Annotated in this window: 20 protein-coding genes and 4 tRNA genes; 14 read left to right on the plus strand and 10 right to left on the minus strand. The window is 66.0% G+C overall.

Annotated elements, in window-relative coordinates; genetic code table 11:
• The coding region (locus tag A5744_RS04800; RefSeq protein ID WP_139331242.1) for a TetR/AcrR family transcriptional regulator at positions 1-435 on the minus strand (435 nt) is incomplete at its 3' end.
• Positions 436-561: 126 nt separating this feature from the next.
• Here A5744_RS04800 and A5744_RS04805 point away from each other — a divergent pair.
• On the plus strand, positions 562-1530 hold the full coding sequence (locus A5744_RS04805; protein ID WP_240562973.1) for an oxygenase MpaB family protein: 969 nt from the start codon (positions 562-564) through the stop codon (positions 1528-1530).
• On the opposite strand, the gene A5744_RS04810 is transcribed toward A5744_RS04805, so the two are convergent.
• A complete protein-coding gene (locus A5744_RS04810; protein ID WP_076058887.1) occupies positions 1509-1907 on the minus strand; it encodes a metalloregulator ArsR/SmtB family transcription factor in 399 nt (132 codons plus the stop codon). The genes A5744_RS04805 and A5744_RS04810 overlap by 22 nt on opposite strands.
• 102 nt (positions 1908-2009) lie before the next feature.
• On the opposite strand from A5744_RS04810, the gene A5744_RS04815 reads away from it, so the two are divergent.
• Entirely contained in the window at positions 2010-2909 is a 900-nt protein-coding gene (locus A5744_RS04815) for a class I SAM-dependent methyltransferase (RefSeq protein WP_076058889.1), read from the plus strand.
• A 3-nt stretch (positions 2910-2912) separates the two neighbouring features.
• On the opposite strand, the gene A5744_RS04820 is transcribed toward A5744_RS04815, so the two are convergent.
• A complete protein-coding gene (locus A5744_RS04820; protein WP_076058890.1) occupies positions 2913-3722 on the minus strand; it encodes a TIGR04255 family protein in 810 nt (269 codons plus the stop codon).
• Positions 3723-3804: 82 nt separating this feature from the next.
• Positions 3805-3880 (minus strand) — tRNA-Lys (locus tag A5744_RS04825).
• A 135-nt stretch (positions 3881-4015) separates the two neighbouring features.
• On the opposite strand from A5744_RS04825, the gene A5744_RS04830 reads away from it, so the two are divergent.
• The 3 genes from A5744_RS04830 (at position 4016) to A5744_RS04840 (ending at position 4299) form a co-directional block, all read left to right on the plus strand.
• Positions 4016-4088, plus strand: a tRNA-Glu gene (locus A5744_RS04830).
• 31 nt (positions 4089-4119) lie between these two features.
• Positions 4120-4196, plus strand: a tRNA-Asp gene (locus tag A5744_RS04835).
• Between the two features lie 26 nt (positions 4197-4222).
• Positions 4223-4299 (plus strand) — tRNA-Phe (locus A5744_RS04840).
• Between the two features lies 1 nt (position 4300).
• Here A5744_RS04840 and A5744_RS04845 read toward each other — a convergent pair.
• Positions 4301-4942: a TetR family transcriptional regulator gene (locus A5744_RS04845; protein WP_076058892.1), complete on the minus strand. Its 642-nt coding sequence runs from the start codon at positions 4940-4942 to the stop codon at positions 4301-4303.
• Positions 4943-5026: 84 nt separating this feature from the next.
• Here A5744_RS04845 and A5744_RS04850 point away from each other — a divergent pair, with 84 nt between their 5' ends.
• The 3 genes from A5744_RS04850 to A5744_RS04860 are packed head-to-tail and all read left to right on the plus strand — an operon-like array spanning position 5027 to position 7477.
• Entirely contained in the window at positions 5027-5857 is an 831-nt protein-coding gene (locus A5744_RS04850) for a mycofactocin-coupled SDR family oxidoreductase (RefSeq protein ID WP_076058893.1), read from the plus strand.
• Complete coding sequence (locus A5744_RS04855) at positions 5854-6675, plus strand: mycofactocin-coupled SDR family oxidoreductase (protein ID WP_076058895.1); 822 nt, start codon at positions 5854-5856, stop codon at positions 6673-6675. Before A5744_RS04850 ends, A5744_RS04855 begins: the two co-directional genes overlap by 4 nt.
• 10 nt (positions 6676-6685) lie before the next feature.
• Positions 6686-7477, plus strand: coding sequence for a carboxymuconolactone decarboxylase family protein (locus A5744_RS04860; RefSeq protein ID WP_076058897.1), 792 nt, complete (start codon positions 6686-6688; stop codon positions 7475-7477).
• Here the strand turns inward: A5744_RS04860 and A5744_RS04865 are convergent.
• Together A5744_RS04865 and A5744_RS04870 are read right to left on the minus strand one after the other, a co-directional pair.
• On the minus strand, positions 7474-7905 hold the full coding sequence (locus A5744_RS04865; RefSeq protein WP_076058899.1) for a tautomerase family protein: 432 nt from the start codon (positions 7903-7905) through the stop codon (positions 7474-7476). The two genes, A5744_RS04860 and A5744_RS04865, sit on opposite strands and share 4 nt — an antisense overlap.
• Before the next feature lie 18 nt (positions 7906-7923).
• Positions 7924-9063, minus strand: a complete 1140-nt coding sequence (locus A5744_RS04870) for an LLM class flavin-dependent oxidoreductase (RefSeq protein WP_076058900.1) — start codon at positions 9061-9063, stop codon at positions 7924-7926.
• A 118-nt stretch (positions 9064-9181) separates the two neighbouring features.
• On the opposite strand from A5744_RS04870, the gene A5744_RS04875 reads away from it, so the two are divergent.
• Together A5744_RS04875 and A5744_RS04880 are read left to right on the plus strand one after the other, a co-directional pair.
• Positions 9182-9880, plus strand: coding sequence for a M15 family metallopeptidase (locus tag A5744_RS04875; RefSeq protein WP_083679201.1), 699 nt, complete (start codon positions 9182-9184; stop codon positions 9878-9880).
• Between the two features lie 59 nt (positions 9881-9939).
• Positions 9940-10749: a methyltransferase domain-containing protein gene (locus A5744_RS04880; RefSeq protein WP_076058902.1), complete on the plus strand. Its 810-nt coding sequence runs from the start codon at positions 9940-9942 to the stop codon at positions 10747-10749.
• A gap of 2 nt (positions 10750-10751) precedes the next feature.
• Here the strand turns inward: A5744_RS04880 and A5744_RS04885 are convergent, their stop codons facing one another.
• Entirely contained in the window at positions 10752-12284 is a 1533-nt protein-coding gene (locus tag A5744_RS04885) for an amidase (RefSeq protein ID WP_076058904.1), read from the minus strand.
• A 79-nt stretch (positions 12285-12363) separates the two neighbouring features.
• On the opposite strand from A5744_RS04885, the gene A5744_RS04890 reads away from it, so the two are divergent.
• Genes A5744_RS04890 through A5744_RS04905 form a run of 4 tightly spaced genes read left to right on the plus strand, consistent with a single transcriptional unit; the run spans position 12364 to position 16330 of the window.
• Positions 12364-13941 (plus strand): methylmalonyl-CoA mutase family protein, encoded by a 1578-nt coding sequence (locus A5744_RS04890; RefSeq protein WP_076058905.1) that lies wholly within the window; start codon positions 12364-12366, stop codon positions 13939-13941.
• Complete coding sequence (locus A5744_RS04895) at positions 13942-14367, plus strand: cobalamin-dependent protein (RefSeq protein WP_076058907.1); 426 nt, start codon at positions 13942-13944, stop codon at positions 14365-14367.
• Entirely contained in the window at positions 14352-15308 is a 957-nt protein-coding gene (locus tag A5744_RS04900) for an LLM class F420-dependent oxidoreductase (protein ID WP_076058909.1), read from the plus strand. The genes A5744_RS04895 and A5744_RS04900 overlap by 16 nt, the downstream gene beginning before the upstream one ends.
• Positions 15305-16330, plus strand: a complete 1026-nt coding sequence (locus tag A5744_RS04905; RefSeq protein ID WP_076058910.1) for a CoA transferase — start codon at positions 15305-15307, stop codon at positions 16328-16330. The genes A5744_RS04900 and A5744_RS04905 overlap by 4 nt, the downstream gene beginning before the upstream one ends.
• 74 nt (positions 16331-16404) lie before the next feature.
• Here the strand turns inward: A5744_RS04905 and A5744_RS04910 are convergent, their stop codons facing one another.
• Both A5744_RS04910 and A5744_RS04915 read right to left on the minus strand, forming a co-directional pair.
• The gene (locus A5744_RS04910; protein WP_076058912.1) at positions 16405-16707 is read right to left on the minus strand and encodes a DUF4286 family protein; all 303 of its coding nucleotides are present in this window, start codon (positions 16705-16707) and stop codon (positions 16405-16407) included.
• Between the two features lie 20 nt (positions 16708-16727).
• Positions 16728-17060 (minus strand): 2Fe-2S iron-sulfur cluster-binding protein, encoded by a 333-nt coding sequence (locus A5744_RS04915; protein WP_076058913.1) that lies wholly within the window; start codon positions 17058-17060, stop codon positions 16728-16730.
• Positions 17061-17097 lie beyond the last annotated feature (37 nt).

Consider the following 17097-nt stretch of genomic DNA (forward strand, 5'->3'; position numbering starts at 1 on the left):
ATCGCCGATTCGGGACAGTTTGCGTTGCAGCAGTTCGATGAAGTTGGGCATCCACTCCGCACCCGACCGGGTCAGTACCGGCTCAACGGCCGGTGCCAGTAGCAGCACGCGGCCGCGCACAGGGTCGTCGACCATCAGCTCGACGAATTGTTCGACGGCTTCCCTGGGGGTCTTCGCCGACGTGAGGGTGCTCATCGCCCGCGTGCACACGTCGTCGTAGACCGCACGCACGAATTCGTCACGGTCGGAAAAGCTTTCGTAGAAATAGCGTTCGGTCAGCGCGGCCTTGCGGCACACCGCACGGACGGTCAGCGCGGGCCCGCGCTCGCCGCCCAGCAACTGCACCCCGGCGTCGATCAGGTTGTCTCGGCGCAGCGCCAGGCGACTCTCCAGGGGGACGCCGGTCCAACGGCCCCGTCGTTGACTGGGCTCCACCTCGCTCCTAAGCTGCAAACTGACAACGCATGTAGTCAGAATCTCGGATAGCTACCAGGGAATCCAACAGTGACTCAACATACGTCCGCGGCGTGCCCGCTGACCAGCGCCGCAGCCTCGAGCGAGTTGGCTGGGGTGGCCGGCGGGTGTCCGGTCTCGCCGCTCGGCTACGACGCCCCGCCCCGTCCGCTCGGACCCGATTCTCTGACCTGGCGGTACTTCGGGGATTGGCGCGGGATGCTGCAGGGGCCGTGGGCGGGATCGATGCAAAACATGCACCCGCAACTGGGCGCGGCCGTCATCGATCACTCGACGTTCTTCCGGGAACGGTGGCCCCGGCTGCTGCGGTCGTTGTACCCGATTGGCGGCGTCGTTTTCGACGGGGAACGCGCCCCGGTCACCGGCGGCGAGGTGCGCGATTACCACACCAACATCAAGGGCGTCGATGATCAGGGCCGCCGCTACCACGCCCTGAACCCCGATGTCTTCTACTGGGCGCACGCCACCTTCTTTGTCGGCACTATTCATGTGGCCGAACGGTTTTGCGGCGGCTTGACCGAGGCGCAAAAGCGCCAGCTGTTCGACGAACACGTCGACTGGTATCGGATGTACGGCATGAGCATGCGGCCGGTGCCGGCGTCCTGGGAGGAATTCCAGAACTACTGGGACCACATGTGCCGCAACGTATTGGAGAACAACGAGGCAGCACGTGCCGTGCTCGATCTGACCGCGCTGCCCAAACCGCCTTTCGCCCAAGGGGTTCCGGATTGTCTGTGGGCCGCGCAACGCAAATTGCTGGGACCGTTCTTCGTCTGGCTCACCGTCGGCCTTTACGATCCGCCGGTGCGTGAGCTGATGGGCTATCACTGGTCGCGCCGCAACGAATGGCTGCACCGTCGCTTCGGCGACCTCGTTCGCCTCGTATTCGCCTTCGTGCCAAGCCGATTCCGAAAGCATCCGCGGGCGCGCGCCGGCTGGGACCGAGCCGCGGGGAGAATCCCATCCGACACGCCATTGGTGCAGACTCCCGCGCGTAACCTGCCGCCCTTGGATGAGCGCGGCGACCCAAAGCACTACTGCCCCAAGGTCTCCTGACCTAGCGGCGATTCGGCGACTGCCTTTAGTCCGCCGTCACCGCGGTGATGACGGGGGACCCCAGGACCGGCGTGCTCGGCGTTGAAGACGGCATCGATGACGAGCTGTCGGACGTGGTCGTTCTCCAGGCTGTAGAAGATGGTGGTGCCGTCTCGGCGGGTGCGGACGAGACGTGCCATCCGCAGCTTCGCGAGGTGCTGGGAAACCGATGGCGCGGGCTTGGCCACATGCTCGGCGAGTTCGTTGACCGACATCTCGCGATGCGTCAGCGACCAGAGCACCTGCACGCGGGTGGCATCGGCCAGCATCCGGAAGACCTCGACCACCAGGCTGGCCTGGTCGTCGGGCAACCGGCCTTCCCCATTACCTGCATGCATACGCAGATAGTAGCGGGAAAGGCCCCGCCAGTTCAGGCCACGGGAAGCACTCTGTGATACTAACTAGACTGTCTATATTTTTCGGTCGGGATGAGGGAACACATGGCGCGCACCGAGAGTGATCGCTGGGATCTCGCGACGAGTGTCGGGGCGACCGCGACCATGGTCGCCGCCCAGCGGGCGCTGTCTTCCGACGCGAAGTACATCGATGACCCGTACGCGGCGCCGTTGGTGCGCGCGGTCGGAATCGATGTCTACGTCCGATTGGTCAACGGCCAGATTCCGGTCGGCGGGGATTCCGAATTCGATCCACAGCGCATGGCTCGGGGGATGGCTTGCCGCACCCGTTTCTACGACCAATTCTTTCTCGACGCCGCACGGGGTGGCGTTGGCCAGGCGGTGATCCTGGCGGCGGGTCTCGACGCGCGCGCCTACCGGCTGCCGTGGCCGGCGGGCACGGTGGTCTACGAGGTCGACATGCCCGAGGTGATCGAGTTCAAGACCCTGACGCTCGGCGATCTGGGCGCTGAGCCGAGCGCCGAGCGGCGCACCGTGGCCGTCGATCTGCGTGACGACTGGGCCGCCGCGCTGCAGGAGGCGGGCTTCGACCCGCAGGCCCCCGCGGCGTGGAGCGCCGAAGGTTTGCTGCTCTATTTGCCGGACGCGGCGCAGGATGCGCTGTTCGACAACGTCACCGCGCTGAGTGCCCCGGGCAGTCGGCTCGCGTTTGAATTCGTGCCCGACACTGCGATTTTCGCCGACGAGCGGTGGCGCGCGCACCATGACCGGATGAGTGAACTGGGGTTCGAAATCGACTTCAACGATCTCGTCTATCACGGCTCGCGCAGCCACATCGTCGACCATCTGAATCAGCGCGGCTGGCAGACCTCCACCCGCACGGTCGCGGAATTGCACGCGGCCAACGGTTTCACCTACCCGGACGACGACGTCGCGGCGGCGTTCGCCGATGTGACCTACACCAGCGCGGTGCTCGCACGCTGAGTCCTACTGACGAAGCGGGTCGTCCTGTGGGCGGCCGATGAGCATGTCCTGAAACACGGCGCGGGCCGGTTCGTACAGGGTGCGGAACGTCTCGAGCACCGTTTCCCGGTCGTATTCGGGAATCGACCCGACCGGTGTCCAGAAGCTGTCGATGTCCAGCAGGAAAAACGGCCCGGGCTGGACCGGTATCGTCCGGCGCAGGTGGTAGTTCGGATCGAGCGCCTGACCCAGGCCCGGGCCATAGCGCACGATGATCGACTTGCCCGGTTGCGCCTCGCGATAGACCGCCGCACCTTGCCACTCGGTCAGTGTCAGGCCGCCGGGTGCGATCTGCTGGGGCCCCAGCAGCGGCTCGGCGATCCCGCTGGCCCAGTCGATGCGACCATCCGCGCCCACCGGGACCCGGGCCTCCAGGACATACCGCAGACCGATGCGTTCCACTCCCACGATCGACGAGACCTGCGAGCGGGCGTCGATGACCCGCATCGCCACGTCGACCAACGAATCGAAGTCGGTGTAAGCGGTCGTCTCCACGACGAGCGCCTGGGTTTTCAACGAAGCGGCGAGCGTGTTGTCGCGGTTGACGTAGCGGGCGAAGCGCTCCGCGGTCGGGGTCGGACTGCCACCGGCGCCCATCGCCCAAGCCATGTCCTGGCCCTGGCGTTCGATCGGCAGGTGTTCGAAGAGCAGGTTTTTCAGTTCTTTGCCCGACGATTCGGTGGGGGAATCCGTTGCTGGGTGACGGATTTCCAGCGTTACCAGGGCTACCGGGGCGTTGGGGTAGGCCGCGTCGCCGCTCATCCTGCGAAGCATAGCCAAGGCGTTCGGCGGGCAGGCAGTGTCAGCCATCACCCGAAGCCAAAATGCTCGACCATCGGCCGAGGTCACGCCGCTTTGGTGCCCCCACTAGGACTCGAACCTAGGACCTGCGGATTAAAAGTCCGTAGCTCTACCAACTGAGCTATAGGGGCCGCGGAGATTCAGGATACTGGGTTGGAAACGGCGCCCGAACGGCGCTCGTTTGAGGATTCGGCACGCGGTAACCTAAGCTGACGTGGCTCCCAACGGTAACCACGTTGCGAGTACCCCGGAGTGATTCGGTTCTGGCCCCCATCGTCTAGTGGCCTAGGACGCCGCCCTTTCACGGCGGTAGCACGGGTTCGAATCCCGTTGGGGGTACGCGCGACGCGGTGACGCGGAGCAGCAGCAAGGCCCTGTGGCGCAGTTGGTTAGCGCGCCGCCCTGTCACGGCGGAGGTCGCGGGTTCGAGTCCCGTCAGGGTCGCCAGCGCGGCGAGACACTCGCTGCCTTCCGGCCAGGTAGCTCAGTCGGTATGAGCGTCCGCCTGAAAAGCGGAAGGTCGGCGGTTCGATCCCGCCCCTGGCCACCAGCTATCGAACGAAAAGCCCTGTGCCGAAACCGGTTTCGGGTCGCCGGTCGCCGTAGACGTTTTCGTGGGCCTTGGTGAGCCAGTACACGGTGCGTTCGATCGTGGGCACGATGTCGGTGATCGCGATGGCGCCGGAGGCGAACTGGCCCAATGTTCCATACACGATGCCCGTCAGGATGACGCCCACGTCCTCGGCGAACCGGTCGTCGCAGTTGCTCAGCACGGCCAATGCGGCGGGCACGACGACGTCGAACCCATGCTGCGTGAGCGCGGCACCGCCCGGGCCGGCCTTGGCCCGCACGTAGGCCTGCAGCATGTGTGGGTGCTTTTCCCAGGGTTCGAAGATCGTGCGGAAGATCCACATGAGGCCGTCATAGATCGATTCCTCCGACGACGGGGCGCGGTCGGAGGTTAAGGCGGCGTAGCGATGGGTGTCCATCCACCAGCGCAGGGCGGCGACGATGAGTTCGTCGCGCGTTGGGTAACGCTTGTAGATCGTGGTGAGCGACATGCGCGCTCGACGTGCGACTTCCCGCAGCTGGACCGCGTCATAGCCTTGCGTGTCGATCAGGTCGACCACGATGTCGATGAGGGGATCGGGCGCGACCTCCGACGCCGTTGCTGATGCCTGGCTGTCTCGCATTGCCGCTTTACCGACCACGATAACGATGTTACTGTGCCAAGCAGAGTAACGCGGTTACTCCGAGGCGCGGCGAAGCGAGGGCTGGTGGGTGGTCTAGACGGCAGGGTGGCTTTCGTCACCGGGGTGGCGCGTGGGCAGGGCCGCAGTCATGCGGTGCGACTGGGCCGGGACGGCGCCCACATCATTGGGATCGATATCTGCGCCGACATCCCGGCGAACGGGTATGCGATGGCCACCCGGGACGAGCTCGACGAAACGATCGGGCTCGTGGAAGCCGTCGGCGGCAAGATGGTCGGCACGGTCGCCGATGTTCGCGATTTCCTGCAGGTGAAGATGGCGCTGGACGCCGGGGTCGAACATTTCGGCCGGCTCGACATCGTGTGTGCCAACGCGGGCATCGCGCCCGTGGCGTTTCGTCAGTTGACCATCGAGGAGGAGCTGGCGCAGTGGCGGGCGGCGATCGGGGTCAATCTCGACGGCTCCTATCACACCGCTTGGGCCGCGATCCCGCATCTGCTTGCCGGGCAACGCGGCGGGGCGATCGTGTTCACCAGTTCGACGGCCGGGCTGCGCGGCTTCGGCGGTCTGCAGGGCGGCGGGCTGGGGTATGCCGCGTCCAAGCACGGGGTAGTGGGATTGATGCGTGTGCTGGCGAACACGTTGGCGCCCTTCAGCATTCGGGTCAACACGGTTCATCCCACGGCGGTACGCACGATGATGGCCGTCAATCCGGCGATGACCGAATTCTTGGCGAGCTTCCCCGAAGGCGGTGCGCACCTGCAGAATCCGATGCCGGTCGAGATGCTCGAGCCGGAAGACATCAGCGCGGCGATCGCGTACCTCGTCTCCGACGAGGCCAAATACGTCACCGGGGTGACCTTCCCCGTGGACGCCGGGTTCTGCAACAAGCTATGACCGCCGCCGTCACGCCGGGCCGGGTGGCCGGTAAGCGAGTTTTGATCACCGGCGCGGCCCGCGGGATGGGGCGCAGCCACGCGGTGCGGCTGGCCGAAGAGGGCGCCGACTGCCTGCTGGTCGACATCTGCGCTACTCCCGACGGTTTGGAATATGCGTTATCGACTGAGGACGACCTGCGCCAGACGGCAAAACTCGTTGCCCAATTTGGCCGATCGGTAATCACGAAGGTCGTCGACGTGCGGGACGCCGCGGCGCTCAAGGCGGCCGTCGACGAGGGGGCAGCCGAACTCGGTGGGCTGGACGCCGCGGTGGCGAACGCCGGCGTGTTGACCGTGGGCACCTGGGACACCACCACGGCCGAGCAGTGGCGGCTGGTGGTCGACATCAACCTCATCGGCGCCTGGAACACGTGCGCGGCGGCTCTGCCGCATCTGGTCGCCGCGGGTGGCGGCAGCTTGGTCAACATCAGTTCGTCGGCCGGCATCAAGGGAACCCCGCTGCACACGCCCTACACCGCCGCCAAGCACGGCATCGTCGGAATGAGTCTGGCGTTGGCCAACGAGCTTGCAGCGCAGAGCATTCGGGTCAACACCGTGCATCCGACGGGTGTGCCCACCGGAATGGCGCCGCCGTCGATGCACCGGCTCATCGTCGAACAGCGACCCGATCTGGGCCCGCTGTTCATGAACGCGCTACCGGTATTGATGACCGAAGCTATCGACGTCAGCAACGCGGTGTTGTTCCTCGTCTCCGACGAGGCCCGCCACGTGACGGGGTTACAGTTCACCGTTGATGCCGGCGTGACGATCAGATAGCGGAACACAGATGAGCAGCGAAAGTCACAGACGCGAGCGAGGATGCCGCGAATTCGCCGAGGTAATGACCGTCGATGCACCCGACGACACCAGCCCGGCGATCGCCGACGGGCTGATCGATTTCGTGTTCGCCGAGGTCTGGAGCCGCCCGGGTCTGAGTCGCCGCGACCGCCGATTCGTCACGCTGGCCTGCGTCGCCGGCGCCGACGTCACTTCCGCGCTGGAACAGCACGTCTATGCCGCGCTGCGCACCGGCGATCTCACGATCACCGAAATGCGGGAAACAGTCCTGCATTTCGCGGTGTATGCGGGGTGGCCGAAAGCCTCGCAGTTCAACATGGTCGTTGATACGCAGTGGGAACGGATTGTGCGCGAGCGCGGCGAGGATCTCCCGTCGCCGCCACCGTTACTTCCGCTGGTTACCTCCAGCGACCCCGAGGCGCGCCTGGCCGGCGGCGAGGACGCGTTTCGCCAGATCAACTGCTTGCCGTTCGCACCGTCGCGGGACAACCCGTATTCGGGCGCGGGGATCCTCAATTTCGTCTTCGGGGAGATGTGGCTGCGGCCCGGCCTTGGCATGAAGGAGCGGCGCCTGATCACGTTGGCGTGTGTGGGTTTTCAGGACGCCCAATACCCGATCATGTCGCATGTCTATGCCGCCTTGAAGAGCGGCGACGTTTCGTTCGGTGAGATGGACGAATTCGCATTGCATTTCGCCGCCTACTACGGATGGCCGAAAGCTTCCTACCTGAGCCAGGTCATCGCCGAGCAGAAACAACGTGTCCTCGACGAGGCGCGCTAGTCTTCGGCCGCAAGGCCTTTCACTTGCTGGTAATAGATGATCTTGCCGCCGCCGGCCCAACCGCCTTCGGGAATCTCGTGGATCAGCGTCCAGACGTGAAACGCCCGTGAACCCTGCGGATCGATTCCCGCTGCGGCGCACACCGCGTCGTGCACGTCGGCGGCAAGCTGTTCCTTACGGTCTTGCGACAGCGCTCCCTCGAACACCGTCAGGTCGATCCTGAATCGAGGTGTGCCGGGACCCCTGCCGCCCACCGACAGCTCGGCCGCGTCCACCGGATGCAGATACACCCACGTGTTGTCGCGCAGAAACGGGGTATCGGGGGCGCGTTCGGCGCGCAGCAGCACTGTCACCAAGTCGTCAGTCAGCCGGTTCAACGCCTCGTCGTCGAATGAGCCGCGGACAAACGTCAGGTCGATCATCGGCATCGCAAACCACCTCCGGGTTCACAGCTTTCGCAGGCCACGCACGACCTTGACGTAAGGCGCGGTAGCGGATGCGCTCTTGCGCAGACTCGGTTGAATCGCACCGGCATTGCCGACCACGAGGTACCGCAGCCCGTTGTCGCGGAACTCTGCGATCTGCCCGATGACTTCGTCGGGTGTTCCCACCGCGAACAACTCCTGAACGAGCGATCGGGGAGCCTTGGCCGCGTAGGAGAGCGCCGTCTGTTCGTCGATGGTTTGCGGAATGAGGTCTTGCACGCCGGTGAAGTCGGTCCCCATCGGGTGTTCCGCCCCGTGGCGAGCCCAGTCTTTGGCGGGACAGTTCAGCGTGAATACCTTGGCGATATCGGAGTCCACGACTTCATCGATCTCGTCGCGCGAGCGGCCGGTCACGATGAACCGGATCAGCGCAGGAGTGATGGCCATCGGGTCGCGTCCGGCGTCGGAAGCCGCGGCACGCACGATGTCGAGTTGCTCGCCGTATTCGGTGGCGCGCGTCGTTCCCGGGAACCAGCCGTCGGCGTATCTGCCGGTGGCACGCATCATGCGGGGCCCGTGCGCGGCGATCCAGATCTCGGGCCACTTCCCCTTGTACGGGGGCAGCGCGAAAGTGGCGTTGTGCAACGGGAAGAACGGTGAATCGCGGGTAACGAACTCGCCGTTGGAATTCCACAGCGCCCGGATGGTGGCCACCGCTTCCTCGAAGCGTGCCACGGGCTTTGACCAGTCGACGCCATAGGGCGCGTTGCTTTCCCGCTCGCCGGTCCCGATGCCGAGAACCGCCCGACCACGGGTGAGCAGGTGCAGCGAGGCGGCGGCTTGGGCGGTGACGGCGGGATTGCGCCGCCCGGTATCCGTCACAGCCACGCCCATACGCATCCGGCCCTTGTTGCGTCCTGCCAGGTAGCCGAGCATCGTCCACGGCTCGAGGTGGGCGTCCATCTTCGGGATGATGCGGGCAGCCCCCACGTGCTTGGGCGTCCACATCGACGGCGGTAGTACCGAGTTGAGGTGGTCGGCCACCCAGAAGGAGTCGGCGCCGCACGCCAGCCCGGTCAGGTAGTCGGCATGGATCAAAGGCTTTGGGCCGAAACGCGAATTGATCGTGTTGTGCATGACGCCCACGCCGAAACCGGCCATCGCTTAGCTCCTCCGAGCCGCCGGCCGTAGACTAGCCGATCGGCTACCCGGACCATAGATGATCCATTCCCGTTGATCAATGGTCGGATCCGCCGCGACGAGCCGCGACAATGACTAGATGCATCTTTTCAGGCAAGTCGTTCCGGTTGCGGCGGTGGGTCTGGTGGCGGTAGCCGTTGCCGCGACTGCGCATGCCGGCCCCGACGTGCCGCCCGTCAGCGACGCTGCGCGTGCGGCCGGATTCGTCGACGTCCGGACCGTGGTACCCGACGCGGTAATCAACCTGCGCTACGCCACCACCAACAATTTCACCGGCACCCAGTTGTACCCGTCCGACGCTCGCTGCCTGGTGCACCAATCCATGGCTCCGGGCCTCGCGACGGCCGCATCGGCGCTACGCCCACAAGGCCACCTGATGGTGTTCTGGGACTGTTACCGGCCGCACGACGTTCAGGTCAGGATGTTCAACGTGGTCCCCAACCCGGCCTGGGTGGCCCGTCCGGGGCAGTACGCGCGCAGCCATGAGTCCGGACGTTCGGTCGACGTGACGTTCACCAGCGTGCAATCGCAGTGCCCGCCCGAACGGCAGGCCGACGGGCTTTGCCTGGCCGATATGGGCACCGACTTCGACGACTTCTCGCCGCGCGCAACGGCATTCGCCACCCAAGGGGTCAGCGCCGACGCCCAGGCCAACCGGGCACAGCTGCGGGACGCCATGAAATACGGCGGGCTGACGCCGTACTCGGGGGAGTGGTGGCATTTCGACGGTCCCGACGCCGGCGTCGACCGCCCGATCCTCAACGTGCCGGTCGACTAGCTCTCATATACTGAGACAGACATTCCATAATGTGAGCGGCCCCCGTAAGCTTCCGCACTATGAGCGAACGTTCGGCCACCTATACGCACGGCCATCACGAATCGGTGCTGCGCAGCCACCGGCGGCGCACCGCGGAAGACTCGGCGGCCTACCTGCTGCCCCGCCTGGCGCCCGGGGCGTCGGTGCTCGACATCGGATGCGGGCCCGGGACGATCACCGCCGATCTCGCCGCCCGGGTCGCGCCGGGAGCGGTGACGGCCGTCGACCAAAGCGCCGACGTTCTCGACGTGGCGCGTGCCGAGGTCGAGCGGCGCAACCTGTCCAACGTCTCGTTTGCCAGCGCCGACGTGCACAACCTCGACATCGCCGACGACACATTCGACGTGGTCCACGCTCACCAGGTGCTGCAGCACGTCGCCGATCCGGTGCGGGCGCTACGCGAGATGCGCCGCGTCTGCCGCCCGGGCGGAATCGTGGCGGCCCGAGACGCGGACTACGCGGGATTCATCTGGTTCCCGCGACTTCCGGAACTCGATCTTTGGCGCGACCTCTACCAAAGTGCGGCCCGTGCCAACGGCGGCGAACCCGATGCGGGCAGGCGCCTGTTGTCGTGGGCTCTCGAGGCGGGATTTGACGACGTCACGCCGACGGGCAGCGTGTGGTGCTACGCGACGGCCGACACCCGCGACTGGTGGGGCGGGATGTGGGCCGACCGGATACTTCACTCCGATGTGGCGCGTGACCTGTTGCACTTGGGCCTGGCCACTTTGGTGCAGCTTGAGGCGATCTCGGCGGCATGGCGGGCCTGGGCCGCCGCGCCGGACGGCTGGCTGGCGATCCCGCACGGCGAAATCCTTTGCCGGGCATAGCCTTAAGCTCGAGGCGCCGCGGGGAAGCCGCCGCAGAGGGATTCGAACGCATCGGCGACCTTCAGCACCGTGGCATCGTCGAATCGCTTGCCCACGATCATCATTCCAACGGGCAGACCATCGAGCAGGCCGGCGGGCACTGAGATCGCGGGATGGCCGGTGACGTCGATGGGTGCGGTATTGGTTGCTTTGCCGACCATGCGTTCGAGCCGCGCGAGTTCTTGCGGGCTGCCGGCTGGGAGAGTGTCGGCGGTCCCGGGCACAGTCGGCATCACCAGGACGTCGTATTGCCCAAGTGCTGTGTCGTAGGCGGCGCGCACGTGAGGGACTAGGTTGCGCGCCTTGGCATACGACGCGCCGCCAAGCACTTTCAAGCCAAAGTGTCCGCACAGTGCTGTCGCCTTGATGATGCTGGAGAGTTCATCGGCCTTGATGACTCGTTGCCTTGCGAAGTGCGCCATGAGTTCCGGGTCGTAGAGACCGTCGGCGCCGAGTCCGTATCCGTTGCCATCCAACATCTGATAGCTGACACCGTCGGTAAAGAGGACGGCGAACACGTGCAGAGCGTGGCGGTGCCAGGGCACGCTGACTTCGCCTACGGTGCAGCCGATCTCGGTAAACCGCTGCGCCGCTGATCGGACCACGTCGTCCGCTTCGGGCAGCGAGCCGGGTTGCCCGAAGCCCTCGGTGACAACGCCCACGCGCAGTCCTGACACGTCGCCGGTGAGGGCACGCCGGTAGTCGATCGCGGCAAGCTCGGGGCGCTGGCGCGGGTCATTGCCGTCGGGTCCGGTGAGCACCGTCAGCAGTAATGCGGCGTCGGCGACCGTTCGCGTCATGGGGCCGAGGTGATCCATCGTCCGCTCGATCGGGAACGCCCCCGTGTAGGGGACCAGCCCGTGGGTCGGCTTGTGCCCGACGATGCCGCACAGCGACGCCGGGATCCGGATCGATCCACCTTGGTCGCCGCCGAGTGCCAGCTCGACCTCACCGGCGGCAACGAGCGCGGCGCTGCCGCTGGATGACCCGCCCGTTTCGCGGGTGGTGTCCCATGGGTTGCGCACCGGTCCGGAGGCGGAGGTGAAGCTGGATCCCGATGCGCACAGGTCCTCGCAGACGCTTTTGCCCGCGATGGTTGCCCCGGCGGCAAGCAGCCGCTCGACGACAGTCGCGTCCCGGCTGGGGACGAACCCCTCCACCGCGCGTGACCCGTTCATCATCGGAACGCCGGCGACGGCGATGTTGTCCTTGATCGCCACCGCCCGGTCGGTCAGCAGCCCTTCGGCGCCGGACGCGATTTCAGCCCGGACATACCAGGCGCCGAGTGGGTTCTCGCCGGGCTCCGGGAACCGGTAGGGGCGCTCGGGAGGCTGCGGGCGGGCGAGATCGTCGTACAGCTCGTCGATCAGGTCATAAGACCTCAGCGTGTGCCGCACCACCGCCAGGTAGTTGCGTTGGGCGTCGGCGTCGAGGTGAAAGCCGAAGTGTTCGGCCGCGGCGTCGATGTCCGCTGCCGATGGCCTGGAAATCGTCACACGGTGTCCTTACACCCGTTTGCCCAGCTCAACAATGTGGTATTGGCATTCTCTTTTTTTGCAAGTACGTTATTCATCGATGGATAACGAGTCTCAGACCCCATCGGGCATCCCGCTGCAACCCGTCTACGGGCCGGCGGATATAAGCGCGGAGCCGCCGCCGCCCGGGGAGTTTCCGTTCACGCGGGGCAACTTCGCGTCCGGGTACCGCGGCAAGCTGTGGACTTTCCGGCAATACTCCGGCTTCGGTACCGCCGAGGAGTCCAATCGGCGGTACCGCTACCTGCTGGATCAGGGCGGGACGGGGCTGTCGGTGGCGCTCGATTTGCCCACCCAGTGTGGGTACGACTCCGACGACCCCGAGTTCGGTGAGGAGGTCGGCCGGGTCGGCGTCGCGGTGGACACGCTGGCCGACTTCGAGATCCTGTTCGACGGCATCCCGCTGGACAAGCTCAGCACGAGCATGACGATCAACGGCACGGCGGCGATCCTGCTGGCCTTCTACGTCGCCGCCGCCGAGAAAAAGGGGATACCGCGGACCAAGCTCACCGGGACGATCCAGAACGACATCCTCAAGGAGTACGCATCCCGCGGAACCTGGATCTGGCCCCCAGAGCCGTCACTGCGGCTGATCGCCGACACCATCGAGTTCTGCGCCGCGGAGGTCCCCAGATTCAACGCAATCTCGGTGGCCGGGGCGCACTTCCGCGATGCCGGGGCCAATGCGGTGCAGGAGATGGCGTTCACCCTGGCCGACGGGGTGACCTACTGCGACACCGTGGTGGAGCGCGGCCGGATGACCATCGACCAGTTCGCGCCGCAGATCTCGTTCTTCTTCTACACCCACGGAGACTTCTTCGAAGAGATCGCCAAATACCGTGCGGGACGGCGCCGTTGGGCGACAATCGTGCGGGAGCGCTACGGAGCGACGACGGAGAAGGCGTCGATGTTCCGCTTCGGCTGCGTCTGTGGTGGCGCATCGCTCTACGCGCCGCAGGCCCACAACAACATCGTCCGGGTGGCCTACGAGGCGATGGCGGCAGTGCTCGGCGGCGTCCAGTCGATGTTCACCGCGGCCTGGGACGAACCGTTCGCACTGCCCACCGAGGAAACCACCACGCTGGCCCTGCGCACCCAGCAGATCCTCGCGCACGAAACCGGCGTCGCCAGCGTCGCCGACCCGCTCGGCGGTTCGTACTTCGTCGAGGCGCTCACCGACTCCACCGAAGCCCGCATCATCGAGATCATGGATGACCTCGAGCGGCACGGCGGTATGGTCCATGCCATCGAGGACGGCTATCTGCAGGGCCTGATCGCCGACGAAGCCTTCCGGGTGCATCAGGACATCGAGGCCGGCACCCGACCCGTCGTCGGGGTCAACCGCTTCGTGACCGAGGAGCCAGAACACGATGTCGTCACCTACGAGCTCGACGCCGAGGGCCGTGATCTGCAGCTCAAGCGGCTCGCTAAGGTCAAGGCCGAAAGGGACTCGGCCGCAGTAAAATCCAGCCTCGAGGCCCTGTCGCACGCCGCCGAAGGAACCGACAACCTGATGCACAAGCTAGTCGACTGCGCCAACGCCTACTGCACGGTCGGCGAGATGGTCTCCGCGCTCAAAGCGGTGTGGGGCGAATTCCAGCAACCGGTGGTGTTCTAGATGGCCGTTCGGATTCTCGTTGCCAAGCCCGGCCTGGACGGCCACGACCGAGGAGCCAAGATCGTTGCCCGCACTCTGCGCGACGCCGGCTTTGAGGTCATCTACACCGGCATCCGGCAGCGCATCGAAGACATCGCGTCGATCGCGGTCCAGGAGGATGTCGCCGTGGTGGGCCTGAGCATCCTGTCCGGTGCGCACCTGGCGCTGACCACCCGCACCGTCGAGGCGTTGCGGGCCGCGGACGCTGCCGACATCGCCGTCGTCGTTGGTGGAACCATTCCGCACGCCGACGTACCCAAGCTGCTCTCGGCCGGCGCCGCCGCCGTATTCCCCACGGGCACACCGCTCGACACGCTGGTGCGCGAGATCCGCGGGCTGACCGGAACGCCAGAACCAGCCCCGGAGGAACCGTGCGCATCGGAGTAATGATCGGTGCCGAGCGTGGCGATATGGCCCGCAAGGTGGGCAAGCTGGCCTCCGACATCGAATGGGCCGAATCCGCGGGCCTGGACACCGCATGGATGCCGCAGGTGCCCGACGACTTCGACTGCCTGACCATGGTGTCGCTGATGGCCGCGCACAGCTCACGCATCGAGCTGGGTACCGCGGTGGTGCCGCTGCAGGCCCAGCATCCGATTGCCCTTGCCCGCCAAGCGCTTTCGACACACGCGGTGACCGGCGGGCGGCTGGCGCTGGGCGTCGGACCGTCGCATCATTGGATTATCCGGGACATGCTCGGCTTGCCCTATGAGAAGCCGGCCGCCTACACCCGCGATTACCTGCAGGTGCTCAACGCCGCGATTGCCGGGCCGGGTCCCGTTGACGTCGAGAATGATTCGTTCGCGGTGCACAATCCGATGGCGCTCGGGGCCGACACCCCGATGCCCGTGCTGGTCGCCGCCCTGGGCCCGGTGATGCTGCAGCTTGCCGGTGAACTCGCCGACGGCACCGTGTTGTGGATGGCCGACGAGCGCGCGATCGGTGATCACATCGCGCCCAAGATCACCAAGGCCGCCGCGGATGCCGGGCGGCCCGCGCCGCGGATCGTCGCGGGCATTCCCGTATGCCTTTGTGCGCCTGCACAAGTCGATGAGGCCAAAGAGCGGGCCAACCGCATCCTGGGCGAGGCCGAAGTGTCGCCGAACTACCAGCGCCTGCTCGAACGCGGCGATGCCCGCGACGTCGGCGATCTGTGTGCGGCCGGCGACGAGAATGCCATCCTGGCGCGGATGCGGCGATTCGCCGACGCCGGGGTGACCGACCTGTCGGTGCGCCTGTTGCCGATCGGCGAGAACCGGGACGAGCTCGTCGCCTCCAAGCGCCGCACCCGCGAGATGATCGCCGCGCTCGCAACGGAGTTGCGGTGACGACTAGCGGGCCGCTCGCGGGGATCCGGATCCTCGAAGTCGGCACCATGCTCGCCGGTCCCTATGCCACCATGCTGCTCGCCGACCTCGGCGCCGAGGTCACCAAGATCGAACCGAGCGGCGGCGAGATCTCCCGCGGCGTCGGGCCCACCTACTTCGCCAGCCTGAACCGCAACAAGTCCAGTCTCTGTTTGGACCTGAATTCCGAAGCAGGACAGCGACATTTGGGCGAGCTCGTGTCGCAGTCGCACGCGCTGCTGGTGAACCTGAAACCGTCGGCCATCCGCCGCCTGGGCCTCACCTACGAGGATCTGCGGCGGCACAACGAGCGGATCGTCTGCGTGGCGATCACCGGCTTCGGCCTGCACGGCGGCGACGATCCGGCCTTCGACTACGTGGTTCAGGCGGGCGTCGGGACCGCGGCGCTGACCGGCGATCCCGACGGCCCGCCGACGTTGCCGGGGTATTCGTCGGCCGACAACTCGACCGGAATGTGTGCGGCGCTGGGGCTGCTGGCCAAGATCATCTCCGGCACCGGCGGGCAAGTTGACGTGTCGCTGCGCGACGTGATGCTGTCGCAGCTCAACTATCACGCCTCCGCCTACCTCAACGACGGTATCGAGCCGCAGCGGCGGCCGCATGGGGCACACTCGTATTACGTTCCGGCTCAGCTGTTTCCGACATCAGACGGGTATCTGGCGCTGTTCATCACTCACGACGGCTTCTGGAAATCCTTCGCCGCCGAGGCGGGTATCGGCGGTTTCGAAACGATGGCCGAGCGGGTGGCCCGCCGTGACGAGGTGCTGGTCGTCGTCACGGCGATGCTGGCGACTGACTCCGCGGCCGGCTGGGAAAGGCGGCTGCGTCCCCTCGGAGTTCCCGCGGCGGCCGTCAGGACGCTTCCCGAAGCACTCGAGGCGACTCCGGAAGTCGTCGTGACCGCGGGCGATTTCCGCCTCGTCGGGAGCCCGATCAACGTCGCGGGCTACGAACCCGAGTACCGCCCGCCGCCGGAACTGTAACCGGGGCCCGCCGAACGTGACGGTGCAGTCACATTCGGCCTCCAGCGTGACTGCAGCGTCACGTTCGGGGTCGGTCAGGGAAGGTACTCGAGCAATCGCGGGATCGGCGCCGGGTCGAGCTGCAGCGCATCGGACATGTGTAGCTGACCGGCGTTGGCGATCATGTTGTCCAGGATGCCCTTCAGATCGTCACCCTCGAGTTCGTAGATGGCGACATACGGGCCCTCGCCGTTGACGGGACGCAGCCGGCGTGCCGCGACAATTCCGTCGAGCGCCAGCAGTTCGGGTATGTGAACTTCGTCGTACCAGGTGTTGTACTCGTCCTCACGATCGGGCGAACTGGGCACACTCTCCACGAGCATGATTCCCTTGGCCATCGTCGCCGCCTCTCCTGTGGCTACTCGTAGCGCACCGTGATCGAGTCCGTGTCCGGCACGCCCTGGCACGTCAGAATGTAGCCCTCGGCCACTTCGTCGTCTTCGAGCGCGTCGTTGACCCGCATGGTCGCGCGGCCCGCCTCGAGCTTGGCCATGCAGGTGCCGCAGTTGCCGGCTTCGCAGCTGAACGGCGGCTCCAGGCCGGCCCGTCGCGCGGTTTCCAGCAGAGTCTCGCCCGGGACCAGTGGTACCGACACTTTCTTGCGATCGAGATAGATCGTCACCGTGCCGGCCTCGGCGCCGTTTGAATCGGGATCTGACACAGTCTCCTCGATGATGTGGGCCGTCACCATGGCCGCCCCTCCATATTTGCATTCTTCAGTATAGAGA

Origin of the sequence: Mycobacterium sp. IS-1264, from assembly GCF_001954195.1 — a bacterium.
Classification (GTDB): domain Bacteria; phylum Actinomycetota; class Actinomycetes; order Mycobacteriales; family Mycobacteriaceae; genus Mycobacterium.